Below are 25612 nucleotides of genomic sequence, written 5' to 3' on the forward strand. Positions count from 1 at the left end.
GAAAACCAGTCACTCACGCTTTTGAGATAGCATAGTAATATGGTCAGGTATCATAAACAGACACGCATATTGGTTGCCATAGATTGTATCATCTTTGGCTTCGACGGCACGGAACTGAAACTCTTACTGGTTCAGCGTGGCCTTGAATATGAAAAAGGCAAATGGAGTTTGATGGGAGGTTTTATCCAGAAAGATGAAGATTTCTCCCGCGGCTCTGCCCGCATCCTGAAAGAATTAACAGGTCTGGAAGGTGTATATATGGAGCAGTTATATGCTTTTGGTGATGTAAACCGTGACCCCATAGAACGTACCGTATCTGTTGCCTATTTTGCATTAATCGACATTCATCAGTATGAAAAACAACTGAATGAAGATTATCATGCAGAATGGTTCCCCATAAAAGACACACCCAAACTCATTTTCGACCACCAGCAGATGGTCGATATGGCCAAGGAAAAACTTAGGTATAAAGCCGCTTTCCACCCCATATTATTTGAACTTCTGCCTGAAAAATTCACCCTGCCACAACTGCAGAGCCTGTATGAAGGTATTTTCGATTACCAGTTCGACAAACGAAATTTCAGCCGGAAACTGCAGTCAACAAAACTCCTTGTCAAACAAAAAGACAAAGACAAGGAAAGCTCTAAAAAGGGTGCCTTCTACTATAAACTTGATAAAAGGCGCTATGCAGCTAACTTTCACGCCTTTCTTAATCTGATACCCAACCCGGGAAATCTTAAATAAACAGGAAAATTTCTTCCTGTTTTTTTTGTTTTCAATTTTTAAGTGTTAATTTGACACGAATTATAGAACGCATATTGCTTGCCAATGAAAAAAGACAACTACGTTATTGGTGTTGATTACGGTACCGATTCTGTTCGCTCCATTATTGTGAATACCAGTTCAGGTGAAGAAATTGCTTCTTCCGTTCATTATTATAGCCGCTGGAAAAAAGGACTTTATTGCAATGCTGCTGAAAGTCAGTTCAGACAACACCCGCTTGATTATGTAGAGGGATTAACCGCGACTATTACTGATTGTTTACAAAAAGCAGGTTTACAGGTTGCAGAAAATATACGTGCCATAGGTATTGACACAACAGGCTCTACACCAGTAGCTGTAGATGCGTCAGGGCAACCACTGGCTTTGAATCCTGCATTTGCAGAGAATCCCAACGCCATGTTTATTTTATGGAAGGATCATACCAGCGTGCAGGAAGCTGCTGAAATAAACCAGCATGCAACAAAATTCAATACGAATTATTTACAGTTTGTAGGGGGCATCTATTCCTCAGAATGGTTTTGGGCCAAACTCTTACATATACTGAGGGCAGATGAAGCCGTTAGAAAAGCTTGTGTGTCGTGGGTAGAACATTGCGACTGGATTCCTTTTTTGCTAACAGGCGGTAATAATGTTTCAAACATGAAACGAAGTGTTTGTGCTGCTGGCCACAAAGGATTATGGGCTGAGGCTTTTAATGGGTATCCACCCAATGATTTTTTTACCCAGCTTGATCCCCTATTAAATGGATATGCTGATTCACTCGGTAAACAAACCTATACTTCTGACCAGTCTGCCGGAACTCTTTCGCCTGAGTGGGCACAGAAACTGGGTTTATCGGAGTCGGTTATTGTTGCCGTAGGTGCTTTTGATGCACATATGGGCGCAGTAGGTGGCCAAATTGAACCTTATCATCTCAGTAAAGTAATGGGTACTTCTACCTGTGATATTCTTGTAGCACCCAATGCTGACCTCGGGGAGAAAACAGTAAAAGGTATTTGTGGACAGGTAAACGGATCGGTCATTCCGGGCATGTTAGGTCTCGAAGCAGGACAGTCTGCATTTGGCGATACTTACGCCTGGTTCCGTGAACTAATTTTAAGACCAGTGAAAAAACTGATCACAGCATCGGCAATACTCGACGAAAACACAGCAGCACAACTTGAAAAAGAACTTTCTGATAAACTCATTCCTTATCTTTCGGAGGAAGCAGCCAAACTTCCTTTACAGGCAGATGATGAGCTGGCACTGGATTGGTTCAATGGCAGAAGAACACCTGATGCCAATCAATTTTTAACTGGTAGCCTGCATGGTTTAAATTTAGGAACGGATGCACCTGCGATTTTTAAATCGCTGGTAGAAGCTACCTGTTTTGGTGCTAAAATGATTGTTGATCGATTCATTACAGAAGGTGTTCCTGTAAAAGGCTTGATAGGATTAGGCGGTGTAGCGAAACGCTCTCCATACATTATGCAGGTAATGGCAGACATCATGAATATGCCAATACGTATTCACAAAAGTGAGCAAACATGTGCCCTTGGTGCCGCGATGTTTGCCGCTGCTGCAGCTGGTGTTTATACAAAAGTAGAAGACGCCATGGAGCATATGGGCCAGGGGTTTGACGCAGTATATGAACCTAATGCCGCAAGGGTCGCTTATTACCAGCAACGTTATATACAATACCAGCGGGCAGGCGCTTTCACGGAAGCCAATGCACCAAAACAATAAGCTGTACTTTAAATAAACCAGCATGAGTAAGTATGATCAGCTAAAAAAAGAAGCCTATGATGCCAATATGCAGTTGCCTAAACTGGGATTGGTATTGTTCACTTTCGGGAATGTGAGTGTCGTTGACAGAAACATCCAGGTTTTCGCCATTAAACCCAGTGGTGTTCCTTATGATGAATTGAGCCCCGACAAAATGGTAATTGTTGATTTTGATGCCAATACGGTGGAAGGATCATTGCGTCCTTCATCAGATACCAAAACGCATGCGGTATTGTATAAACACTGGAGTTCCATCGGAAGTATTGTACACACACATTCTACTTATGCAACAGCTTGGGCGCAGGCACAAAGAGATATTCCCATTTTTGGCACTACGCATGCCGATCATACCACAGCATTCATTCCCTGCGCACCTCCTATGAGCGATGAAATGATTAAAGGTGATTATGAAACAGAAACAGGTTTTCAAATATTGAACTGTTTCAAAGAAAAATCACTCGATTCTGCCGAAACCGAAATGATACTGGTCGGTAATCATGCTCCGTTTACCTGGGGTAAAAATGCCCACAAAGCAGTTTATAACGCGGCTGTACTCGAAGAAGTAGCCAGAATGGCTTACCTCACTTTACAGATCAATCCAAATGCACCGGTATTAAAAGATGCATTGATCAAAAAACATTTTGAAAGAAAACACGGACCTGATTCTTATTACGGTCAATAATATTTATATCAACAAAGACAAGCACTATGATCAATCTGAAGCAACTGGAAGTTTGGTTTGTTACAGGAAGCCAACATTTATACGGCGAGGAAACGCTGAAACAGGTAGCCGCTAATTCAACTGTAATTGCAGATGCACTGAATAAGGCAGCAAATATGCCTGTTCAGGTTGTTTATAAACCAACGGTAAAATCTACCGAAGAAATATTTGCAATTTGTCAGGAAGCCAATAATGCAACCAACTGTATTGGTGTTATTACCTGGATGCACACTTTCTCTCCTGCTAAAATGTGGATCGGTGGTTTAAAGATCTTACGCAAGCCTTTACTTCATTTTCATACACAATTCAACCGCGATATTCCATGGGGTACCATTGATATGGATTTCATGAATCTTAACCAGAGCGCTCATGGCGACAGAGAATTTGGTTTTATCATGAGTCGTATGCGCATCGACAGAAAAGTGGTAGTGGGTCACTGGAGCGATGCAGAATGTATTGATAAAATAAATGGCTGGGTACGTGCTGCAGCAGGCTGGCATGATTGGCAGGGCGCACGTTTTGTTCGTTTTGGCGACAACATGCGTTTTGTAGCGGTTACAGAAGGAGACAAAGTAGAAGCCGAAATTAAATTCGGATATTCTGTAAATACCTACGGTGTTGGCGACCTGGTTCAGGTAATGAACGAAATAAGTGATGGAGAAGTAAATACACTGGTAGATGAATATATTGCCTCCTACACTTTAATGGACAGTTTACAAAAAGGAGGAGCCCAGCATGCTTCATTAAAAACGGCTGCCAAAATTGAACTGGGTATTGAGCGTTTCCTGAAACAGGGAAATTTCAAAGGCTTTACCACCACATTCGAAGACCTGCATGGACTGGAACAATTACCGGGTATTGCGGCGCAGCGTCTGATGGGTAAGGGATATGGTTTTTCAGGTGAAGGAGACTGGAAAACAGCGGCATTGGTGCGTGCGATGAAAGTAATGGGTCATGGTTTAAAAGGTGGTAACTCTTTCATGGAGGATTATACTTATCATTTTAATCCGGATAATAAACTGGTACTGGGTGCACATATGCTGGAGATCTGCGAATCAATTGCAGATGGCAAACCAAGCTGCGAGATACATCCATTGGGTATCGGCGGTAAGGCAGATCCCGTTCGACTGGTATTTAACTCAGGTTCCGGCCCGGCCATCAATGCTTCGATCGTGGATATGGGTAACCGCTTTCGTTTACTGGTAAACGATGTGATGGCAGTTGCACCAATCAGCAGCCTCCCTAAATTACCTGTAGCAAGGGTGTTATGGAAACCTTATCCCGATATGCAAAACGGCTGTGCAGCCTGGATTTTAGCCGGTGGCGCACACCATACCTGCTATTCGCAGAATATTACATCAGAACAAATGGAAGATTTTGCCGCAATGGCCGGTATTGAATTTGTTTGCATTAACAACAATACCAAAATGTATCAATTTAAAAATGAATTGCGCTGGAATGATAAGTTTTATCAATAAAAAGCGAAATTACGCATACGAAAACCACTAACTAATGAAAGGACTTGCCACTATCGACATTATTGTCTTTCTCTTTTATTTTATCATCGTAGCCGGATATGGTTACTGGATTTACCTCAAAAAAAAGAAAACAACCACCGACACCAAAGATTTCTTCCTTGCTGAAGGATCACTTACCTGGTGGGCCATTGGTGCTTCACTCATTGCATCCAACATTTCTGCTGAGCAGTTTATTGGCATGAGTGGCGAAGGTTTTTTTGTGGGAACAGCCGTTGCCGCTTATGAATGGATCGCCGCACTGGCGCTGATCATCATTGCCATCTGGTTTATGCCGATCTACCTGAAGAATAAAATCTTCACCATGCCACAGTTTCTGACCAATCGTTACAATGAAACGGTTGCATTGATCATGGCAGTGTTCTGGTTATTTCTCTATGTATTTGTAAACCTTACTTCCATACTTTATCTCGGAGCCGTTGCCATCAATGGACTGGTGGGTGGACAATACCTGCACCTGATTATGGTTTTACTGGCAGTATTTGCCCTCATCATTACGTTGGGCGGTATGAAGGTGATTGGATATACCGATGTAATACAGGTGGCTGTGCTCATCATAGGAGGTCTGGCAACCACTTATATGGCCCTGCTGATTGTGAGTGAAAAATTCGGATTTGGTAAAGATGTCATAGCCGGGTTCAATACACTACTCAAAGAAGCGCCCGATCACTTCCATATGATTCTTGACAAGCCTGGTCCAAATGCCACACAGGAAGAGATCAACAAATATCTTGTGTTACCAGGTATTGCCATGTATTTTGCCGGTCAGTGGATCGTTAACCTGAATTACTGGGGATGTAACCAATATATTACACAGCGTGCATTAGGTGCCAATCTGCAAACAGCCAGAACGGGTATTCTTTTTGCCGGTCTGCTCAAATTAATGATGCCAGTCATTGTGATGCTACCCGGTATTGCTGCATATGTGTTATACAAAAATGGTCATCTGCCACAACTCGAAGGTGGAAGTAAGGATGGCGCTTATTCTGCCATTCTGGGTTTCTTACCAAGTGGATTAAAAGGCTTGTCAATTGCTGCATTAACGGCTGCCATTGTAGCTTCACTCGCCGGTAAAGCCAATAGTATTTCTACCATCTTCACACTTGATATTTATAAAAAATACCTCAAACCAAATGCCGATGAAAAGAAACTGGTTTGGACCGGAAGGGTAACCATTTTTGTAGCGATGATTGTGAGTGTATTATTTACCTGGAACGATACATTGGGTATTGGTGGTGAAGGTGGATTTACCTTTATCCAGAAATACACCGGCTTTATCAGTCCCGGTGTATTCGCGATGTTCATCCTGGGTATGTTCTGGAAAAGAACAACAGGCGCTGCTGCTATTGCAGGTGTAATTTGTGGTTTTGTATTATCGGTCTTCTTTAACAACTATGCGCCCGGACTATTGGGTAATGAAACCATATTATATACTGCTTATCCAAATGGAAAAGGTGGTTACGAAATACCATTCCTGATCAATATGGGCTGGTCATTCTTCTTTACCATGGTATTGATGATTCTCATCAGTCTCCGTGGACCTAAAGTAAATCCTAAATCTTTCGTTTTTGAGAAAGGTATGTTTAAAGTAAGCAACTCTGTACTGGTGTTAATCATCATTACATTACTGTTACTTACTGCTCTCTACGTAAGATTCTGGTAGAATAGTTTTTATAAAATAATAAAGGGGCTCCGATATGAGCCCCTTTATTATTTTATACTATGATACTACAAATGACTCTATGCCAACTTACTTTCTCCCGTTTTCTTTGTGAAAAGGATCTAACAAAAGGGCAGTTTATAAAAATGCATGATGTTCTTAACAAAGAGAACGGAAAAAAGGAAGGTTACCCAGAGTCGTTGATAACATATGATCTCTAAAAAAACTTGTTACAGGTAAGCTAATTAATCTAACAAGGGAATTAATGTCGTGTAATCATTTACAAAAGTGATGATATTAGGATATTGACTGAATTCTTCTGCCGTATGCATCGTAGTGAGAACAACCGCTTTCATACCTGCATTCTGTGCTGCTTCTACACCTTTGGGGGCATCCTCAAAAACAATACAGTCGGTCGGATTCAGGCCTAACTCAATGGCTCCTTTTAAATAAGTTTCCGGATCAGGTTTACTGTCTTTCACATTTTCAGCTCCAACAATTGAATCAAAATAATGCCTGATATTAAGTCCATCAATTGCAAAATCAATATTGAACAAAATGGCTGCAGAGCCTATTCCCATTTTGATGTTTTTCTGTTTTGCTCTTTCAAGAAATATCTCCAGCCCCGGCAATCCTTTTAACTGAGGTTTATACAGTTCCTGGTATTTTTTTTCTTTCTCTACAGACAGTCGGTTCATTTCTTCCATCGTAAAATGGTCCGGACCAAATATTCTGATCAATAGCTCCACATTTTTTCCATACATATGTGAAGCCACCTGATCCCAGGTGAGATCGGCACCCAGGTCTTTTGTCAGAATATCATACCATACCTGTTTATGGTATTGCATATCATCGATCATGGTACCATTCAGGTCGAAAAGAAAAGCCTTTGCTGTCTGCAACATATTGTTTGACTCATTTATGCGTGCAAATTAATGCATCAACAGAACTTGTGCATTTTATTTATTGACCGAAGTTTTGCGAAAATTCAGGAAATATCTTCTACGAGTTTGGCATTGGCTTTCAGCATGGCAAGTCCCTCCTTTCGTGTCATATAAGCCACCCCGTTCTTATGGTTGATGGTGCTGATCTTGTACATGAGGGCCCAGTGCCTCGTAATTTCTTTCCATGCAAAAAATACCGAATGGCGTGGATCATACATATGCGTGGGTTCGCTCCCAGAGCCATTGAGTTCTATAATCGAGAAATTTTTACCTTGACGTAAATCTTCAATACTCTTATATCTCACATCCATTCTTCCGTAATAAAAACCATCAATCTGTTTAGCGAGTTGATCAATTACATGGTTTAATTTTTCGTCGGCTAAATCTGTTACATCAATAAATTTTGCACCTCTCGCATGATTGCCGTATGGTACCAATATTTTTTTTTCTCCGAGCGGTAGTATGATTGATAACTCATTCGGGATCGTTTTTCGCAATGTTGGCAACTGAAGAATAAACCGCGGGTTTTGTTGTAGTAATTCATCTATCGTCGATGTCCCATCGCCTGTTACCGATAACAATTCTTTTCCAACAACGCCTGTTATCTGTCCTTTGGCTTCGCCGGGTATACGATAATAAAAAATGCCCAGCTCATCTTCATAAGGAATATAGGACTGTACTAAAAAATCAACCTTGCTTTTTTGTGCATAGCTTAAAACATCCGCATCACTTTCCAGTTTCTGCACACTCATTCCTCTCATACCAATATCTGGCTTAGCAATGGCCGGATATTGGATTCCGCTGTTTTGCATTTCTTCCAATACGATGGCACCTGCTGTACCTGCGTGAAAGAAAACGGTAGTGGGGTAACTGCCCTCCGGCAGAAGATCATAGATTTCCTTCTTGCTTTCCATCAGAAAACCGCCGTTGCGAATGGATGGGTTAGCTGCATTGATATAAAAGAAAGCCCTTGCTTTTAAACAAAGCCAAAACCAATATGGGTAAAGAGGGGCATACAATACGGCAAATGGCCAGTATTCCCAATGAAATATTTTTATAAACAGGGGGTGAAAGCTCAGTTTCTTAATAAAACTCATGAGTGAAAGTTAGGCTACAGGCTGTTCCTGAACAAATGTAAGCGCTGTCTCTGTTTTCTCTTCGTTCACCAGGTCCTCGTAATACATGATGGCCTGTTGTTTGTTACATTCGATGCTTGTTACACTCACGGTAAACATAGTATTGTTTCGGTTCATTCGAATATCATTTTCGCTATCACCTTCTCCACCAAACAAATGAAATTTACGAATATCAGCAATAGATGGCTCTGGGTGCGTATCTAACCAGTTCTTAAACCATTGTTCCCTTTTCTGAATAGTGGCAGAAGTATACAGTGTAACAGATGACCAGATATGTGGCTGAGTGATATCCATTTCACGGATATATTTTTCTTCTCCACTCCACCTGCATTCATATAATTTACCATCTTCCCAAATTACCAGTGTAAATGGCTCAATTCCTAAAAGGTTAATTTTTTTGAAGGCAGGGGCGGCTTTCTTCTCTGACAGCACATCAAGAAAAATCAAACCGCGACTCTTCCTATACGCAGCAGCAGGTTCATGTTTGATAAACCCTCCATTCAATAAAACCATTACAGTGCCTGTATCTGACGCAGCAACCCATGTACCACCAGCTTCTGCGTCTTTTGGGAAAAGCAGGTTTATTGAGAGCTGAGTAGTTATAGAAGGAGCTATTGCTTTTTTGCGAATAGCTTTTTCATCGCGATTGGAAGTAAGCAGTATCTTATTCCCAAGTGGAATAAATGTTACTGTGCACATGTTTCCCGATGTTTTATCGTAGAATTGGCCACTCCGAATCCATCGGGCAGTGTAATATCAGACAGTTCTGTTACGCCCACCCTGATCAGCGCCATATGATGAACCGTATGCTCAAGATTATAAATTACTTCTCGGTAGTAATTACTCTCTACACTTACCGTTTCATCCGACAGGTCATCATAACTCATTTCGAGTTGTAGTTTCTTATCGGTACGTACCAGGTTATGGCTTATCTGGTGCAACAGACGAATGGCAAGGTCTTTGTCAGTTTCGATCTGTTTATCCCGTTTCCTGTTTTCATAATTCACCAATCCGCTCTCATAGCCGCTTTCAAGACATTGAAAAAGTTCAACGATATGACGAACATGCTGACCAATAGTGGCATTAAACAACGACTTACTACATGCCGTATATTGTTCGGGCGTCAATTTATCCAGCGTTTCATGTAGCTGAACAAATATGTTTCGAATAGCTTGAGCAATTTGCATACTAACGGGTTCTATACTTTTAAAACAGGTATGTTCGTTGTTAATTTTTCATACACAACGTGTACCAGTATGTACGAATCGTTTGAATTCCGGGTTTTTAAACCAGGTCAGCCGATCCCTTTTACGGGTGAAAATAATGTTCTTTTGCGAAATCGGTACGATTCGGTTATTTATGAATATCCACAGTGATTTTCACCGACTGAACGCTTAAACTGGCCGACCCTACAATTATTTCATTCTCAAAAGGGGTAAACACGTGTTTCTACCTTGATTTATTAAGAAAAAGCTGATGCAAAAAATAGCTGATCTGGCGTTTGTTAAACCAAAGCAGGAATAAAGCAGCTACCCATACAGCAAGTGCATATGTAAATAAAAGTCCGTGATCATTCTTTACCTCTATACCCAACACAAAGAGGTGAGAAAAAATGGCTCCGCTCATGATTCCTATAGTTAGTATCGCTCCGATAGCAGTACTGGGCTTATATAAGATCAACAGCGCTGCAATTAATTCTGCCATACCTGTTGCATACCTGCCCCAGGGTTCTATTTGCATTTGTGTAAAGATGTAAACCGATTCTTCAGCACCAGAGAATTTAAAATAGAGTGTTTGCAGCATGATTACCGCCGCTATTATTCGTAAGAGCCAGTGAAATATGTTTTGTGTTTGATGTTGCATAAGGTTGATGTGAAAACTATTGAATAATTTTTTTCCAGGCTCTTTCGGCTTGGCGCTTAAGTGTTTCTTCCGCTTTGTTCCAATCTTTTAAGGTATTTGTAAAAAATCTGTTGTAAAAAAGGTATAGTTTATTGTCGATGATCTTAAAAGTTTCGGGGTCTATACTTACTTTTTCAGCTTTGGCCCCCATGGCATATGCGCACCAGCCACCGAATTCAGGTTCATAGGAGGATGGAGATGTAAGGAAAACAGCTCTATTATTCGCTGACGAAAAATAATAAATTACCCCCTCATAATTAACCAACAGTTCTTTTTTACCCTTTACCGGTTTTTTCTGATGGAAATAGGCTACCGGGTCGTACCCTTCGATTGCCAGTCCGGTTTCGGAAAGATTATAGTGTTTTTTCCTGTCAGACAGATCCTGGGCTTTTGCAGCAACACCTATCAGCAGGCATAAAAAGAACAATAAATATTGCGTTTTCATATGATTACTTGTTTTGAAGCCACTTTTGTGCTCATGTATCTGAATGACGCAGCACAAAAACGATCCTTACAAGTTTTGATTCAATAATCTGAACTCAACTGTGTTTTCACTTCTTAAGCAATGTTTAAGCCCACTGTGAGTCATATTTAAAATTCTTACTCTACATTTATTTTTTTAACTTTAAGACGCGCATAACACCCATCACCTCATTTCATGAATCAGGATACAAGCATAAAGTATATCAGGTTCGCATCCATTATCTCGATCGTTCTTGGTTCTATTGTATCTGCCGGATGGATTTTTCATCTTCGCTCTCTTACTACAATTATACCAGGGTATGTGAGCATGAAGTTTAATACAGCACTACTTTTCGTATTCATGGGTGCTATACTTTATGCATTGGTTTCAGAAAAATGGTCATGGGCAAGGATTAGTTTCAGTTTTATATTGTTACTCACAGGCTTTACCACATTTATACAATCGCTTATAGGTTTTGATTTTGGTATTGATCAGTTGCTCGTCAAAGATTCTTTTGTAACAGAAGATGGATCATTTTCTCCCGGCAGAATGGCTCAAGGCACTTCTTTTTCCTTTTTTTTATTGGGCTTTTCTTTTTTGTTGATTACCTCATCAAGAAAGAGTTTAAGAGTGGTGGCTCAATATCTTTTGCATATAGTTTCATTGATCGCATCACTTGCTATCATCGGGTATATTTTAGGTGTGCCCATATTTTATAAATTATCTGCCTTGGGGTCTATGGCCATTCATACAGCAATCGCATTACTGATCACTTCTATTGCTGCATCATTATGGAACCATAATTTGGGTATTACTGGTGTACTTACCGGAAAAGGGCTGGGGAATATTATGGCCCGGCAGTTGTTTCCTACACTTACCATCACCGTACTATTCCTGAGTATCATCAGGATTTATTTACACAGGGAGGGGCTGATCAGTGTTGAATTTGGCATTGCTTTATTTGCCACTTCATTTACACTTGTAGGCTTATTACTCATTACCCTCACTGCCCGGCAACTGAATAAGATTAATATCAAAAAAAATATTGCTGAAGACCAGTTAATGGATCTCAATAAAAATCTCGAGAAAATTGTAGAACAAAGAACCAATGAATTGAATGAGTCGGTTAAAGCATTAAAAGAAAGCAGAAACGATCTTTGGAAAAGTGAGCAACTCTTAAAAGGCATTATCAATAATACATCTGCCGCTATTTTTCTTAAAGATATAAAAGGGAAATACCTTTTAGTAAATAAGCGGTTTGCCAACGATTTTGATCTTGAAGTGAGCGATATTATTGGCAAAACAGCATTTGATCTTTTTCCGGAAGAAATAGCGGCAAAGCTTGTTGGTAACGAATCGGCTATTATAGCTTCTAAAGAAGCAAATACACAGGAAACAAGTGCCATTGTGAAAGGGGCACATAGAACAATGCTCACCAATAAATTCCCTTTACTCGACGAACATTATAATGTTGTTGCCATTTGTGGCGTTGCTACCGATTTTACTGATGTTAAAAAATCAAGAACAGAGCAAGAAATATTATCATTACAGCTGCAGCAAAAAAACCAGCAACTACTCAATTTCGCGCATATTACTTCTCATAATTTAAGGTCTCCGGTGAGTAACCTGAACTCTTTATTATGGTTATATAAAGAAAGCCAGACAGAAGAAGAAAAAGCCCTCTTATTTGAAAAATTCGAAACAGTTATTCATAACCTTTCCGAAACACTCAATGAGTTGGTAGATGCACTGAAAATACAGGAGGATACGGGCAAGAAAAGAGAGTCGCTGTTATTTGAAGAAGTGTTCAAAAAAGTGAAAGACAGTATGATTGGTAAAATCATGGAAACAGAAGCTGTAGTTAGTTACAATTTTACCAAAGCACCAGCCATTGAGTATCCAAGACTTTACCTGGAAAGTATTTTACAAAACCTGCTTTCCAATTCCTTAAAATACAGGTCTCCTTTACGTACACCTGTTATTTATGCTGAAACTTTATTTGAAGATGGCGTATTAATCTTGAAATTCAAAGACAATGGTTTAGGTATTGACCTTAACAGACATAGCGAAAAATTATTCGGTCTGAATAAAACCTTTCATCGCCATGAAGAAGCAAAAGGGGTGGGCCTTTTCATTACAAAAACACAGGTAGAAGCCATGGGTGGATCTATTACCGCTGTCAGTGAGGTTGATAAAGGAAGTACTTTTATCATCTACTTCAATAAGAAGAGTTCCTGATCTTATTTATGCAATAACCATTCCTTTAATGCCGCAAATGAAGGTTGCATTGTAACCGCCTGTTTTTGCAATTTTAATAGGGGTTGAATGGATGCTGGCATTGCCGGATCCTTTCCTGTAGCTTTCTTTACAGTATCCGGAAACTTTACAGGGTGGGCTGTTTCCAGGAAAATAGCTTTTTGATCTGTTCCGATATTACGTTCCAATGCGCTGTATGCCACAGCTCCGTGAGGGTCGAGCATATAGCCATAGTCTTCATACACATGCCTGATGCAGGCTATTGTTTCAGCATCGGTAACAGTTTCACTTTGCAGTATTTCATGTACCGGAATACCCGCTACTTTAAACAATTCGATAATCCTGATCAAGTTGCTGGGGTTACCTACATCCATAGCATTTGATACAGTGGGAATAGCTGTTTTGGGTGTATATACTCCTGTCTGCAGAAAATCTGAAACAGTATCATTTACATTACAGGCTGCAATAAAAGCAGGTATGGGCAATCCTGAATACCTGGCCAGCAAGCCTGCACAAATATTTCCAAAGTTACCGCTGGGTACCGATATGACAGGGGGGTGTTCTTTATCAGCCCACTGCTGCCATGCGAAAAAATAATAAAGTTGTTGTGGTAACCAACGTGCCACATTAATAGAGTTAGCGGATGTGAGTTGAAGACGTTCCCGTAGTTTGGCATCCATGAAAGCATCTTTTACCATCGACTGACAGTCATCGAAACTTCCATTTACTTCCAGTGCAGTAATATTCTGACCACAGGTGGTTAATTGTAATTCCTGAACCGGGCTTACTTTACCTGAAGGATACAATATCACCACTTCAACAGCTTCAACACCTAAAAAACCATTTGCTACAGCACCACCTGTATCACCTGAAGTAGCAACCAGCACTGTTGTTTTTTTGTTCTGGTCTTTTGAAAAATAACCCAGACAGCGGCTCATAAATCGGGCGCCAACATCTTTAAAAGCAAGTGTGGGACCATGAAACAATTCGAGTGAATAAATATTTTCGTTTACAGGCACCAGTGGAAAAGGGAAATTGACAGTTTCTGCAACAATTGTTCTTAAATTGTTTTCGCCGATGCTATTGCCGATATAGGGTTTCATGATTTCATAAGCCAGCTCTTCTTTGCTCATGTAATCTATCTGCTGTATGAATGTATCTTTCAATTTTGGCAACGCTACCGGAAAATACAAGCCTTTATCAGGTGCCTGTCCGCAAATAGTAGCCTCTCTGAAATCAACCTCCGGCGATTGCCTGTTTAAACTATAATAACGCATGTATCATTTTTTATTCTTCAACAATATCTATTCCGGATGAATGTATGGTGGTTACATAGGTATGATGATCCAGTCCTAACTGCTGGTATACTTTTTTCATTTCCTGTTCTACTGCTACCGCCGTTTGTTCATCTTTACTCAGCATAAAAATGGATGGCCCTGATCCGGAGATTCCTCCTCCCAGAGCTCCCGCTTCTTTACTTTTTGCTTTCACGGTGCTAAAACCCGGGATAAGAATACTTCTCACCGGCTCTATCAATACATCTTCGAGCGAACGACCTATCAGCTCATAATCACTTTGCAGCAATCCGGTTACCAGTCCTGCAATATTGCCCCATTGTTTAATAGCATCTTTGAGGTAGACCTGTTTTTTTAGAATGCTTCTTGCATCTGCAGTTCGTACTTCTATCTGCGGGTGAACAATGGTTACATATAATGGTGGTGCGGTTAGCGAAACTATATCCAGTGGATGAATGGATCTGATAAGCGTTACCCCACCATAGATACATGGGGCAATATTATCAGCGTGTTTCACACCCGATGCAAGTTTTTCTCCATTCATGGCAAAACGTACGAGGTCTTCCTTACTAAAAACATTATTCAGTAATGCATTGGCTGCTACTACTGCACCTGCTGAACTGGCTGCACTCGAACCAACACCACTACCAGGTTTAATATGCTTATGAATCGTAAGTTCAAACCCAACCGGCATCGTCATTTCTTCCAGCATAGCCAGTAATGCCGCACCTGCTACATTTTTTTCCGGTTCTACTGGTAACTGGTAATGGTCTTTATTGATGATGGTAATACCAGGTTGTTCTGTTAATCGGATCCACATTTCGTCATAAGGTTCTCTCACGGCAAAACCGAGTATATCAAACCCGCATACCATATTGGCCACAGTTGCCGGTGCATGTACTTTAATGATTCTTCCTGTTTCCATATCATTAGATTCTTGCTACGCGAATAATATCTGCAAATACACCCGATGCAGTAACGTCTGCCCCGGCACCAGCACCTTTAATCACCAATGGTTGTTCAGGATAGCGATCAGTATAAAATAATACCAGGTTATCTTTTCCATATAAATGATAGAAATCGGAACTCGGCGATATATGCTCCAATCCTACTGCTGCTTTCCCATCTTCATAGCTAGCTACAAATTTCAGTTTAGCCCCTTCGTCTGCTGCTTTTTCAAATAATAATTTGAAATGAGCTTCCTGTTTAGTCATCTCTGCATAAAAATCTTCTACTGTTCCTTTGAAGCAGGATTCAGGTAAGAAATAACGGTTGCTGATCTGATCCATTTCAATCTGCTGTCCGGCTTCCCTGGCAAGAATCATAATTTTACGCATTACATCTGTACCTCCCAGGTCCAGTCTTGGATCTGGTTCTGTATACCCTTCTGTCTGTGCCTGTCTTACTACTTCTGCAAAAGGTTTTGTACCGTCGTAATGATTAAAAACATAATTGAGTGTACCAGACAGTACGGCTTTGATTTTATTTACTTTATCACCACTGCGTAACAAATCATTTAATGTACCAATTACCGGCAAACCTGCCCCTACATTAGTTTCAAATAGGAAGAGGGTATTGTATTCTCTGGCCAGCGATTTCAGTTGCTGATACTTACTATACGAAGATGAGCAGGCAATTTTATTACAGGCTACTACAGAAATACTTTTTGCCAGAAGCTGATCATAAACTGCTGCTACTTCTTCGTTGGCTGTTACATCTACAAATACACTATTACGCAGATTCTTCTCCCTGATCTGCTGAACAAAATCGCCGATACCAGCAGCAGGAGCTTCTTCCAGCAATGTTTTCCATTGATTCAATTCTATACCCTGGTCTGTCAGCAATGCTTTCTTGCTATTGGCTATGCCTACGACCCTTACCTGCAAGTTGAGTTGTTCCTGTAGAAACTGTTGTTGTTGTTTTATTTGTGCGATCAGCTTGCTACCCACATTACCAGCTCCTGCTATAAAGACATTCAGTTGCTTATAACTTGTTTCAAAAAAAACTTCATGCAACACATTAATTGCCTTTCGAACATCTTTGGTTGCTATGACTGCTGAAATATTTTTTTCAGATGAACCCTGTGCGATGGCTCTTATATTGATACCATTTCTTCCCAATGCCCCGAACATTTTACCACTGACACCGGGGTGACTTTTCATCTGTTCACCTACGAGGGCTAAGATGGCGAGATTTGTTTCCACAATTAATGGATCGACCTTTCCTGTCTGTATTTCATAACTAAAAGCGTTGTCTACAGCCCTTTTTGCTTTTAATGTATCCGCTTCATTAATACCTACACAAATAGAGTGTTCCGATGAGCTTTGGGTAATTAAAATAACATTCACCTGTTCATTTGCCAACGATTCAAATAAACGTTTTGAAAAGCCGGGAATACCGATCATTCCACTTCCTTCCAGACTTAGCAAACTGATACTTGTAATACTTGATATACCTCTTATAAATTCATTAGCTGTCTCTGTATGGCTTTCTATCAATGTTCCATGATCTGATGGTGCAAATGTATTTTTGATCCATACCGGTATTTTTTTAATCATGACCGGTTGTATAGTAGGCGGATAAATAATCTTAGCTCCAAAATGTGAGAGCTCCATGGCCTCCTGGTATGAAATGCGTTCAATAGGTTTGGCATTCGATACAAGTCGTGGGTCCGCAGTCATCATGCCACTTACATCTGTCCATATTTCCAGCACAGTAGCATCCAATGCGGCTGCATAAATAGCCCCTGTATAATCTGATCCACCTCTTCCTAATGTTGTTGTATGTTCAGCAAGATTGGCTGCTATAAACCCTGGTATGATATAATATTTTGCTTTGTTGGCATTGAACCAGGAAAAAATTCTTTCATTGGTAATTGCGAAATCTACGCCTGCATTGGAATAATTAGAATTGGTTACAATCAGGTGTCGTGAATCGACCCATAATGACTCTACGCCTGCCGACTTAAACCTAGACGCAATAATTTGAGATGAGAGGAGTTCTCCATAACTCACAATTTTATCCTGTGTGCGTAAAGAAAGTTCTTTCAACAGGTAAACACCATCGCAAATACCCTCGAGGTCATTGAAATGTTGTTTAACAAGGCTTAAAGTAGCACTTTGCTGTTGTATAGGTAATAGTGAACGAACCAGCTCAAGGTGTTTTTGTTCCAGTAATTCCAGAGAGGCTTTATATGTTTCATCTGCTGTTGCAGCCAGCGTGGCTATTTTTAAAAGGCTATCTGTAACACCACTCATAGCAGAAACGACTACTGCAATTTTATCTGTACCTGTTTGTGCTAAAACAATATTGACTACTTTTTCAACATTTTCAGCATTGGCCACTGAACTTCCACCGAATTTGAGAACCTTCATAAAATGATTTGATAATGAATAAGAAAATATAAGAACCGTTTACTTTGAAAACAGTCTGCCGACCCATGGTATGATATAGAATAATTAACCCCTTACAGGGTTGTTGTAGTGGTAATGATTGTAATAATAGCAGTCGTAAACAGTTGGGCTGTTTCTAGTGAAGTGATATTTGACTGCTGTTGTTTCATTACCCTATAAATATAGTATAGTTTTCTGATTTTATACCAGGTAGCCAAAAAGATTATCCTGCTTACTCAATTCTGTATAGTTAATCTGGTGTTTGTTCAGGTTCTCTATCAGTATTTCATAATCTTTCTTCGATTTCAGTTCAATACCCACCAATGCCGGACCGGTTTCTTTGTTGTGTTTCTGCATGTATTCAAACCTGGTGATATCATCATCCGGTCCCAATACATGGTTCACAAATTGTTTGAGTGCGCCGGGTCTCTGTGCAAAGCGGATAAGGAAATAATGTTTCAACCCTTCATATTGCAGTGATCTTTCTTTGATTTCCTGCATACGATCGATATCATTATTACTGCCACTTACAATACAAACTACATTCTTACCCTCAATTGCTTCCGTATAATCATCGAGTGCTGCAATGGATAGCGCACCTGCGGGTTCAGCTACAATTGCATCTTCATTATACATACGCAAAATGGTGGAACAAACACGACCTTCGGGTACCAGTTTCATATCATCCAGTACATCTTTACAGATTTCAAAAGTAATGTCACCTACTCTTTTAACTGCTGCACCATCAACGAAACGTTCAATCTGATCCAATAAAACAGGGCTTCCTGCTTTTAATGCTTCTGTCATCGATGGAGCCCCTTCCGGTTCTACACCAATGATTTTTGTTTTGGGCGAAAATGTTTTGAAATAACTGCCAACACCCGCGCTTAGTCCGCCGCCACCTACCGGAACAAACAGGTAATCAATATCCGCCAGATCTTCCATAATCTCTAATCCAACGGTTGATTGCCCTTCAATGATTCTCAGGTCATCAAATGGCGGAATGAATGTCATTTTATTTTCCAGCGTATATTCTTTGGCGGCTGTTGCGCAATCGTCGAAAGTGTCGCCGGTTAATTTCACTTCTACAAACCCTTCTCCAAACATTTTAGTCTGGCTTACTTTCTGGTTGGGTGTAATGATGGGCATGAATACCACACCCTTTATGTTCAGTTTTTTGCAACTATAAGCAAATCCCTGTGCATGGTTTCCTGCACTGGCACATACCACACCCTGCTGTAATTGTTCTGCAGGCAGGCTACTCATCATGTTATAAGCACCACGCAATTTATACGATCGCACTATCTGCAGGTCTTCTCTTTTCAGATACACATTACAGTTATACCTGCGCGACAAAGCACGGTTATACGTTAATGGTGTTCGGTTGACCACATGCTGTAAGCGCTTTGCTGCCGCTGCAAAATCAAGCGTATGTGTTGCTGTTATGCTCATATCTGTTACTATTGGCCCTCCCTGTTACAGAGAGGGCCATACTTATTTAAGATGCTACGCTTCTACTGTTTCAGCTACTTTCTGGTTTTCCGGACGCAGACTTCTCACTGTTTTACCTGCCTGCCACAGTTCACTGTCGCGTAATTCTTTCAGTTCTTCTTCCAGTTTTTCGCGATAGTCAGGTTTGCTGTTACTTTCAATTGATTTCGCGGCTTCTTTACCTGCTGCCACACTTTCATACAATTCAGTGAATACAGGTAATGTAGCGTCCCTGAATTTTTTCCACCAATCCAATGCACCACGTTGTGCTGTGGTAGAACAATTGGCATACATCCAGTCCATCCCGTTTTCTGCCACCAGTGGCATCAATGACTGTGTTAATTCTTCTACCGTTTCATTAAATGCCTCCGATGGTGAATGACCTTTTGCACGCAATACTTCATACTGAGCAGCAAAAATACCCTGTACGGCACCCATCAGTGTACCACGTTCTCCGGTAAGATCGCTGTATACTTCTTTTTTGAAATCTGTTTCAAAGAGGTAGCCACTTCCAATGGCAATACCAAGTGCCGCTACTCTTTCAAAAGCGCGGCCTGTAGCATCCTGAAAAATAGCATAACTGCTGTTCAGTCCGCGACCCTGCAAAAACATGCGACGCAATGATGTACCTGATCCTTTTGGTGCGACGAGGAATACATCCACATCGGCTGGCGGAACAATACCTGTTTGTTCTTTATAGGTTACACCAAAGCCATGAGAGAAATACAGGGCTTTACCCGGTGTTAAATATTTTTGTACCGTTGGCCATAATTTAATTTGTGCTGCATCACTTAACAGGTAACAGATGATGGTGCCACGTTCCAGTGCTTCTTCAATTTCGAAAAGTGATTCTCCGGGAACAAAACCATCACGCACAGCTTTATCCCAGCTTTTTGAATTTTTTCGCTGACCTACAATAACATTGATACCATTTTCTTTCTGGTTCAATGCCTGTCCGGGTCCCTGAACGCCATAACCAATAACTGCTACGGTTTCATTTTTCAGTACCGCTTGTGCTTTTTCAAGCGGGAACTCTTCGCGGGTTACTACATTTTCTTCAACGCCGCCGAAATTTAATTTTGCCATGATGTTTGTTTTATAAGTTTTTATTGCTTGTTTCTATTACATTGTAAATATTTCATCCTGTTTTCCGAGGTATTCATTTTCGATCACTTCATCGCCCGGATCTTTTGCTTCAAATTCTTTGATCTTCTCATGAAAACCTCGGCTGGCTTTAATGATAGCCACCCTTGCACTTCTCACAAATTCGATCAGACCATGTGGTTCCAGCACGGCAATCAACCTGTTGGTTTCTTCACGATGACCACTGGTTTCAAAAATGGTATAGTCTTTCCTGATCACTACCGCCCTTGCCCCATACTCACGTAGCAGTCTTTCTACTTTTACTTTTTCAGCAATCTCATCAGTCGATACTTTGTACAATGCCAGTTCCTGCCATACAATTTCGTCGTTGGTATTGTAATACGCTTTTAATACTTCTACCTGTTTTTCAATTTGTCTTACCAGTTTACGCACTACTTCTTCCAGTTCATCAATAACAATGGTAAACCGATGAATACCTTCCACTTCTGAAGGAGATGTGTTAAGGCTTTCGATATTGATTTTTCTTCTGGAGAAGATAATCGCAATACGATTCAATAACCCGATATGGTTTTCTGTATAGACTGTGATCGTAAATTCCTGCTTGCTCATACAATTATTTTAATCTGATTTCACTAACACTACATCCTTGTGGTACCATGGGAAACACATTATTTTCTTTTCCAACCATCACTTCCAGTAAATAAGACCCATCGTGTTGCAACATGGTTTCCAGTGCAGTTTTTAATTGTATACGGTCATTAATACTGTTTCCTTCGATGCCATATCCCTTTGCCACCATTACATAATTGGGACTGGCTATGTCTACAAACGAATAACGTTTATCATGAAACAGTTGCTGCCATTGGCGTACCATTCCCAAGAACTGGTTATTGAGGATTAATATTTTTACACTGATCCCCGTTTGCATTATCGTACCCAGTTCCTGAATGGTCATCTGGATACCTCCGTCTCCAATGATGGCTACAACGGTTCTTTCCGGTGCACCATACTTTGCACCAATAGCTGCAGGTAATGCAAAACCCATGGTACCCAATCCACCCGATGTTACATTACTTCTTGTTTCATTGAATTTTGCATAACGACAGGCCACCATCTGGTGCTGACCCACATCTGTAACAATAATGGCGTCTCCGTTGGTTAGTTCATTGAGTACACGCAACACTTCCCCCATCGTCATCTGTTCTGTATCGGGGTGCAGTTCATCGAAAATTACCTGTGTCTCTTCTTCCTGCTGAAAGCTTTTAAACTTTTCTACCCACTGTGGATACACTTTTGACTGTATCTGTTTGGTAAGCAGGGGTAATGTTTCTTTACAATCGCCCCAAACACCTACTGTTGCTTTTACGTTTTTATCAATCTCGGATGGATCTATATCCAAATGAATTATTTTGGCCTGTTTGGCATACTTATCCAGTCTTCCTGTTACGCGATCATCAAAACGCATACCTACTGCAATTAATACATCACATTCATTGGTCATTACGTTCGGGCCATAATTACCATGCATTCCCAGCATACCCATGTTTAACGGATGATCTGTTGGCAGGGCACTCAAACCGAGAATGGTCCATGCTGCGGGAATACCGGATTTCTCCACAAAACATTTGAATTCTTTTTCAGCCTTACCCAATATCACACCTTGTCCAAAAACGATAAATGGTTTTTCGGCAGCATTAATCAATGCGGCGGCTTGTTCTATAAACTCATTTCGAATGATTGGTTTGGGTCTGTAACTCCTGATATGATCGCATTTGCAATAACCTTCGTATCCGAATTTTTGTAACTGTGCATTTTTAGTAATGTCGATCAATACCGGACCGGGTCTTCCGCTTCTTGCGATATAAAAAGCTTTGGCCAATACTTCAGGTATTTCTGTTGCATCTGTTACCTGGTAGTTCCATTTGGTTACGGGTGCGGTAATATTGATTACATCTGTTTCCTGAAAAGCATCTGTACCGAGCAAATGCGCAAATACCTGGCCCGTAATACATACTAGTGGAGTACTGTCGATTTGTGCATCGGCCAATCCTGTTACCAGATTAGTAGCACCGGGGCCGCTGGTAGCAAATACCACCCCTACTTTTCCGGATGTACGTGCATAACCCTGCGCAGCATGTATACCGCCCTGTTCATGCCGAACAAGGATATGTTTCAACTGCTCGTGATAATCGTACAAAGCATCATAGATAGGCATAATGGCTCCGCCGGGATATCCGAAAATGGTATCCACTTTTTCTGCTATCAATGCTTCCAATACAGCCTGTGAACCACTTAGTTCAGTTACCTGTTTTTGCTTTGCCTCTTCTTTTGGTACCACAACTGCTTCCATCTTGTTTCAGTTATAAATGATTGGATTATAATTCATCTGTTACACAACCTGCTGATGCATCTTTTACTACCTGTGCGTACTTAAAGAGCACACCTTTGGTTGCATTCAGTGCCGGACGTTTCCATGCTTTTCTTCTGTTCTCTATTTCCGTATCTGTTATTTTGAGTGTCATTTTTTTGGTTGATACATTCAGCTCAATGATGTCATCATCTTTCACGAGTGCAATCAAACCGCCATCGTATGCTTCTGGTGTAATATGCCCAACCACAAAACCATGGGTTCCTCCACTGAATCTTCCATCTGTGATGAGTGCTACCGATTTTCCGAGCCCAGCCCCAATAATAGCCGATGTAGGTTTCAGCATTTCAGGCATGCCCGGCCCACCTTTCGGGCCCACATAACGGATCACCACTACATCTCCTTTTTTTATTTTACCACTGTTAATGCCATCAATCAATGCATGTTCTCCATCAAATACACGGGCGGGACCTTCAAACAATTCACCTTCTTTACCACTGATTTTTGCTACGCTTCCTTTTTCTGCCAGGTTACCGTAGAGTATCTGTAAATGGCCTGTTGCTTTTACCGGACTTTCTAATGGAAGGATGATTTGCTGTTGATGAAAATCAAGGTCTGGTGCAGATGAAAGATTTTCGGCCAGTGTTTTACCTGTTACTGTTAAACATTCACCATGCAACAATCCTTTTTGTAACAGGTATTTCATTACCGAAGGCAAACCGCCGTATTGATGCAGGTCCTGCATCAGGTATTTACCGCTGGGTTTAAAGTCGGCCAGTACAGGTACACGATCACTGATTTGCTGGAAATCGTCTTGTGTAAGTGCTACATCCACCGCTTTTGCCATGGCAATCAAATGCAATACTGCATTGGTACTACCACCCAATACCATGATAACAGTAATGGCATTTTCAAATGCTTTTCTTGTCATGATATCTTTCGGTTTGATATCCAGTTCGAGTAAATGACGGATGGCTTTTCCAGCATCAAGACATTCCTGTTTTTTTTCTTCGCTTAATGCGGGGTTCGATGATGAATAAGGTAAACTCATTCCTAAAGCTTCAATAGCTGAGGCCATTGTATTGGCTGTGTACATCCCACCACAGGCACCTGCACCCGGACAAGCATGTTGTACAATGCCCTTAAAGTCTGCTTCTGATAAATTACCGGCTATTTTTTGTCCGAGTGCTTCAAAAGCAGAAACAATATTCAAATCCTGTCCTTTGTAATGCCCTGGTGCAATGGTACCACCATACACCATGATGGCTGGGCGATTTAAACGTCCCATAGCTATCAGTGATCCCGGCATATTTTTATCGCATCCAGGTAAGGCAATAATTCCATCATAGTATTGCGCACCACAAACAGCTTCAATAGAATCAGCAATGATATCTCTGCTCACGAGAGAGTATCGCATACCATCAGTGCCATTGCTCATGCCATCACTTACGCCAATTGTATTAAAGATGAGTCCAACGAGATCATTATCCCATACACCTTGCTTTACCAGTTTGGCAAGATCATTCAGGTGCATATTACAGGTATTGCCATCATAGCCCATACTCACCACACCTACCTGTGCTTTTTTCAAATCGTCTTCTGTCAGGCCAATACCATAAAACATAGCTTGCGCAGCAGGCTGTGTAACATCCTGTGTAATGGTCTTTGAATATTTATTCAGTTCTTTCATGCTTATTTTTTATTCCCCGGATCGAAATCCGCGACAATGATTTTTAGGCTTCAATAGTTTCGCGCTTGTATTCTTTTTCCAATACGCTTGCTTTGTATGCCTTTTGTAATACACTTCCCAGGCTGTTTTCCCATGATTGCGTAAATGAAATATTGTCCATCGATTCAAGTGCAACTACTTCAGCAGCCGTACCACAATAGAAAGCGCTATCCGCTCCCCGCATTTCTTCCGGTTTGAATTTTTTCTCTACAACCGGGATATCCAATGCCTCACATAATGCTAAAACAGTAGCTCTTGTTATTCCAGGGAGGATATTTCCGGTTGCAGGTGTATACAGTACTCCTTCTTTTTCGAAGAACACATTGGCGCCCGGGCCTTCTGCAACATTACCATCTATATCGAGTAATAATGCTTCGTCGTATGCATTGTCTTTTGCTTCCTGACAGGCTAGAATAGAGTTTACATAATGACCTGAAACTTTTGCATTGATCTTAAATCCGCTTGGGTTTGGTCTTCTGTAAGAAGAAGTCATGATACGCATTTGATTACTCAGGTATCCATTGGTCCATTCCCATGCGGTAATGGCGAGATAACTTTCTTTTCCTTTTGACAATGACATATTCGGAGAGCAGAGCACAACAGGCCTGATATAGGCATCACTGAAATTGTTGCGTTTCAATAGTTCATAAGTCAATGCTGTCAATTCCTCTGTTGAAGTGGAGAAGGGAATACCCATTACCTCTGCCGAATACCTTAAACGATCGTAATGCTCTTTTGCCTTAAAAATTTTTGTGCCGTTTGCTGTCTGGTATGACCTGATACCTTCAAATACTGCATAGCCATAGTGCAGCGACTGGCTATACAAATCAATCTTTGCATCTGCCGCTTTTGTGAATGCGCCATTAAAGTACAATACCGTTGACTCGCCGTAATACATATTGTTTGTTTTGCTGTAAATAAAAAAGCCCCGCCTTTTGGAGGCGGGGCTGTATGCTTAGTTTTTTCGTTACAATTACATAAGGGCTCCTCCTCCGTTCAGTACAGGGATAATAATGACAACCACAATAATAATCGTATTGATGCTGTTGACAATATTGATGCTGTTTCT

Annotated in this window: 21 protein-coding genes; 6 read left to right on the forward strand and 15 right to left on the reverse strand. The window is 40.8% G+C overall.

The window, feature by feature from the left end:
- The first annotated feature begins 39 nt into the window (after nt 1-39).
- The 5 genes from ACH3Z1_RS03210 (at nt 40) to ACH3Z1_RS03230 (ending at nt 6466) form a co-directional block, all read left to right on the forward strand.
- The gene (locus ACH3Z1_RS03210) at nt 40-744 is read left to right on the forward strand and encodes an NUDIX hydrolase (protein WP_490820404.1); all 705 of its coding nucleotides are present in this window, start codon (nt 40-42) and stop codon (nt 742-744) included.
- An 84-nt stretch (nt 745-828) separates the two neighbouring features.
- A complete protein-coding gene (locus tag ACH3Z1_RS03215) occupies nt 829-2508 on the forward strand; it encodes a ribulokinase (protein ID WP_490820405.1) in 1680 nt (559 codons plus the stop codon).
- Between the two features lie 22 nt (nt 2509-2530).
- Complete coding sequence (locus tag ACH3Z1_RS03220) at nt 2531-3229, forward strand: L-ribulose-5-phosphate 4-epimerase (RefSeq protein WP_490820406.1); 699 nt, start codon at nt 2531-2533, stop codon at nt 3227-3229.
- 26 nt (nt 3230-3255) lie between these two features.
- Nucleotides 3256-4746, forward strand: a complete 1491-nt coding sequence (gene araA / locus ACH3Z1_RS03225) for an L-arabinose isomerase (protein WP_490820407.1) — start codon at nt 3256-3258, stop codon at nt 4744-4746.
- 34 nt (nt 4747-4780) lie between these two features.
- Nucleotides 4781-6466 (forward strand): sodium:solute symporter family transporter, encoded by a 1686-nt coding sequence (locus tag ACH3Z1_RS03230; RefSeq protein ID WP_490820408.1) that lies wholly within the window; start codon nt 4781-4783, stop codon nt 6464-6466.
- 242 nt (nt 6467-6708) lie between these two features.
- Here the strand turns inward: ACH3Z1_RS03230 and ACH3Z1_RS03235 are convergent, their stop codons facing one another.
- The 6 genes from ACH3Z1_RS03235 to ACH3Z1_RS03260 form a co-directional block, all read right to left on the reverse strand.
- Entirely contained in the window at nt 6709-7368 is a 660-nt protein-coding gene (locus ACH3Z1_RS03235; protein ID WP_490820409.1) for an HAD family hydrolase, read from the reverse strand.
- An 83-nt stretch (nt 7369-7451) separates the two neighbouring features.
- Nucleotides 7452-8504, reverse strand: a complete 1053-nt coding sequence (locus ACH3Z1_RS03240; RefSeq protein WP_490820410.1) for a hypothetical protein — start codon at nt 8502-8504, stop codon at nt 7452-7454.
- A gap of 9 nt (nt 8505-8513) precedes the next feature.
- Nucleotides 8514-9242 carry an NRDE family protein gene (locus ACH3Z1_RS03245; RefSeq protein ID WP_490820411.1) on the reverse strand — a complete coding sequence of 243 codons (729 nt, stop codon included), beginning with the start codon at nt 9240-9242 and terminating at the stop codon, nt 8514-8516.
- Nucleotides 9230-9730, reverse strand: a complete 501-nt coding sequence (locus tag ACH3Z1_RS03250; protein ID WP_490820412.1) for a hypothetical protein — start codon at nt 9728-9730, stop codon at nt 9230-9232. Before ACH3Z1_RS03250 ends, ACH3Z1_RS03245 begins: the two co-directional genes overlap by 13 nt.
- A 262-nt stretch (nt 9731-9992) precedes the next feature.
- Nucleotides 9993-10406: a DoxX family membrane protein gene (locus ACH3Z1_RS03255; protein WP_490820413.1), complete on the reverse strand. Its 414-nt coding sequence runs from the start codon at nt 10404-10406 to the stop codon at nt 9993-9995.
- 16 nt (nt 10407-10422) lie between these two features.
- Nucleotides 10423-10890 carry a YHS domain-containing (seleno)protein gene (locus tag ACH3Z1_RS03260; protein WP_490820414.1) on the reverse strand — a complete coding sequence of 156 codons (468 nt, stop codon included), beginning with the start codon at nt 10888-10890 and terminating at the stop codon, nt 10423-10425.
- A gap of 213 nt (nt 10891-11103) precedes the next feature.
- On the opposite strand from ACH3Z1_RS03260, the gene ACH3Z1_RS03265 reads away from it, so the two are divergent.
- The gene (locus ACH3Z1_RS03265) at nt 11104-13146 is read left to right on the forward strand and encodes a PAS domain-containing sensor histidine kinase (protein ID WP_490820415.1); all 2043 of its coding nucleotides are present in this window, start codon (nt 11104-11106) and stop codon (nt 13144-13146) included.
- Between the two features lie 2 nt (nt 13147-13148).
- Here the strand turns inward: ACH3Z1_RS03265 and thrC are convergent, their stop codons facing one another.
- From thrC to ACH3Z1_RS03310, 9 genes are all read right to left on the reverse strand, one after another.
- Complete coding sequence (gene thrC, locus ACH3Z1_RS03270) at nt 13149-14441, reverse strand: threonine synthase (protein ID WP_490820416.1); 1293 nt, start codon at nt 14439-14441, stop codon at nt 13149-13151.
- A gap of 10 nt (nt 14442-14451) precedes the next feature.
- Nucleotides 14452-15384: a homoserine kinase gene (locus ACH3Z1_RS03275; RefSeq protein WP_490820417.1), complete on the reverse strand. Its 933-nt coding sequence runs from the start codon at nt 15382-15384 to the stop codon at nt 14452-14454.
- A gap of 4 nt (nt 15385-15388) precedes the next feature.
- Nucleotides 15389-17833: a bifunctional aspartate kinase/homoserine dehydrogenase I gene (gene thrA, locus ACH3Z1_RS03280; RefSeq protein ID WP_490820418.1), complete on the reverse strand. Its 2445-nt coding sequence runs from the start codon at nt 17831-17833 to the stop codon at nt 15389-15391.
- Between the two features lie 219 nt (nt 17834-18052).
- Nucleotides 18053-19303 (reverse strand): threonine ammonia-lyase, encoded by a 1251-nt coding sequence (ilvA, locus tag ACH3Z1_RS03285; RefSeq protein WP_490820419.1) that lies wholly within the window; start codon nt 19301-19303, stop codon nt 18053-18055.
- Nucleotides 19304-19357: 54 nt separating this feature from the next.
- A complete protein-coding gene (gene ilvC / locus ACH3Z1_RS03290) occupies nt 19358-20428 on the reverse strand; it encodes a ketol-acid reductoisomerase (protein ID WP_490820420.1) in 1071 nt (356 codons plus the stop codon).
- 36 nt (nt 20429-20464) lie between these two features.
- Entirely contained in the window at nt 20465-21055 is a 591-nt protein-coding gene (gene ilvN / locus ACH3Z1_RS03295; RefSeq protein WP_490820421.1) for an acetolactate synthase small subunit, read from the reverse strand.
- Between the two features lie 4 nt (nt 21056-21059).
- The gene (gene ilvB / locus ACH3Z1_RS03300) at nt 21060-22796 is read right to left on the reverse strand and encodes a biosynthetic-type acetolactate synthase large subunit (protein WP_490820422.1); all 1737 of its coding nucleotides are present in this window, start codon (nt 22794-22796) and stop codon (nt 21060-21062) included.
- A 25-nt stretch (nt 22797-22821) separates the two neighbouring features.
- Nucleotides 22822-24504: a dihydroxy-acid dehydratase gene (gene ilvD / locus ACH3Z1_RS03305; protein ID WP_490820423.1), complete on the reverse strand. Its 1683-nt coding sequence runs from the start codon at nt 24502-24504 to the stop codon at nt 22822-22824.
- Between the two features lie 43 nt (nt 24505-24547).
- Nucleotides 24548-25441, reverse strand: a complete 894-nt coding sequence (locus ACH3Z1_RS03310) for a branched-chain amino acid transaminase (protein ID WP_490820424.1) — start codon at nt 25439-25441, stop codon at nt 24548-24550.
- Nucleotides 25442-25612 lie beyond the last annotated feature (171 nt).

Source organism: Sediminibacterium sp. FW305-C-49, from assembly GCF_058231085.1.

Coding starts and splice junctions, on each gene's coding strand:
- ACH3Z1_RS03210 (WP_490820404.1), top strand. CDS start 40: ATGGTCAGGTATCATAAACAGACACGCATATTGGTTGCCATAGATTGT.
- ilvC (WP_490820420.1), bottom strand. CDS start 20,428: ATGGCAAAATTAAATTTCGGCGGCGTTGAAGAAAATGTAGTAACCCGC.
- ACH3Z1_RS03310 (WP_490820424.1), bottom strand. CDS start 25,441: ATGTATTACGGCGAGTCAACGGTATTGTACTTTAATGGCGCATTCACA.
- ACH3Z1_RS03215 (WP_490820405.1), top strand. CDS start 829: ATGAAAAAAGACAACTACGTTATTGGTGTTGATTACGGTACCGATTCT.
- ilvD (WP_490820423.1), bottom strand. CDS start 24,504: ATGAAAGAACTGAATAAATATTCAAAGACCATTACACAGGATGTTACA.
- thrC (WP_490820416.1), bottom strand. CDS start 14,441: ATGCGTTATTATAGTTTAAACAGGCAATCGCCGGAGGTTGATTTCAGA.
- ACH3Z1_RS03235 (WP_490820409.1), bottom strand. CDS start 7,368: ATGTTGCAGACAGCAAAGGCTTTTCTTTTCGACCTGAATGGTACCATG.
- ACH3Z1_RS03255 (WP_490820413.1), bottom strand. CDS start 10,406: ATGCAACATCAAACACAAAACATATTTCACTGGCTCTTACGAATAATA.
- araA (WP_490820407.1), top strand. CDS start 3,256: ATGATCAATCTGAAGCAACTGGAAGTTTGGTTTGTTACAGGAAGCCAA.
- thrA (WP_490820418.1), bottom strand. CDS start 17,833: ATGAAGGTTCTCAAATTCGGTGGAAGTTCAGTGGCCAATGCTGAAAAT.
- ACH3Z1_RS03275 (WP_490820417.1), bottom strand. CDS start 15,384: ATGGAAACAGGAAGAATCATTAAAGTACATGCACCGGCAACTGTGGCC.
- ACH3Z1_RS03220 (WP_490820406.1), top strand. CDS start 2,531: ATGAGTAAGTATGATCAGCTAAAAAAAGAAGCCTATGATGCCAATATG.
- ACH3Z1_RS03265 (WP_490820415.1), top strand. CDS start 11,104: ATGAATCAGGATACAAGCATAAAGTATATCAGGTTCGCATCCATTATC.
- ilvN (WP_490820421.1), bottom strand. CDS start 21,055: ATGAGCAAGCAGGAATTTACGATCACAGTCTATACAGAAAACCATATC.
- ACH3Z1_RS03250 (WP_490820412.1), bottom strand. CDS start 9,730: ATGCAAATTGCTCAAGCTATTCGAAACATATTTGTTCAGCTACATGAA.
- ACH3Z1_RS03240 (WP_490820410.1), bottom strand. CDS start 8,504: ATGAGTTTTATTAAGAAACTGAGCTTTCACCCCCTGTTTATAAAAATA.
- ACH3Z1_RS03230 (WP_490820408.1), top strand. CDS start 4,781: ATGAAAGGACTTGCCACTATCGACATTATTGTCTTTCTCTTTTATTTT.
- ACH3Z1_RS03260 (WP_490820414.1), bottom strand. CDS start 10,890: ATGAAAACGCAATATTTATTGTTCTTTTTATGCCTGCTGATAGGTGTT.
- ilvA (WP_490820419.1), bottom strand. CDS start 19,303: ATGAGCATAACAGCAACACATACGCTTGATTTTGCAGCGGCAGCAAAG.
- ilvB (WP_490820422.1), bottom strand. CDS start 22,796: ATGGAAGCAGTTGTGGTACCAAAAGAAGAGGCAAAGCAAAAACAGGTA.
- ACH3Z1_RS03245 (WP_490820411.1), bottom strand. CDS start 9,242: ATGTGCACAGTAACATTTATTCCACTTGGGAATAAGATACTGCTTACT.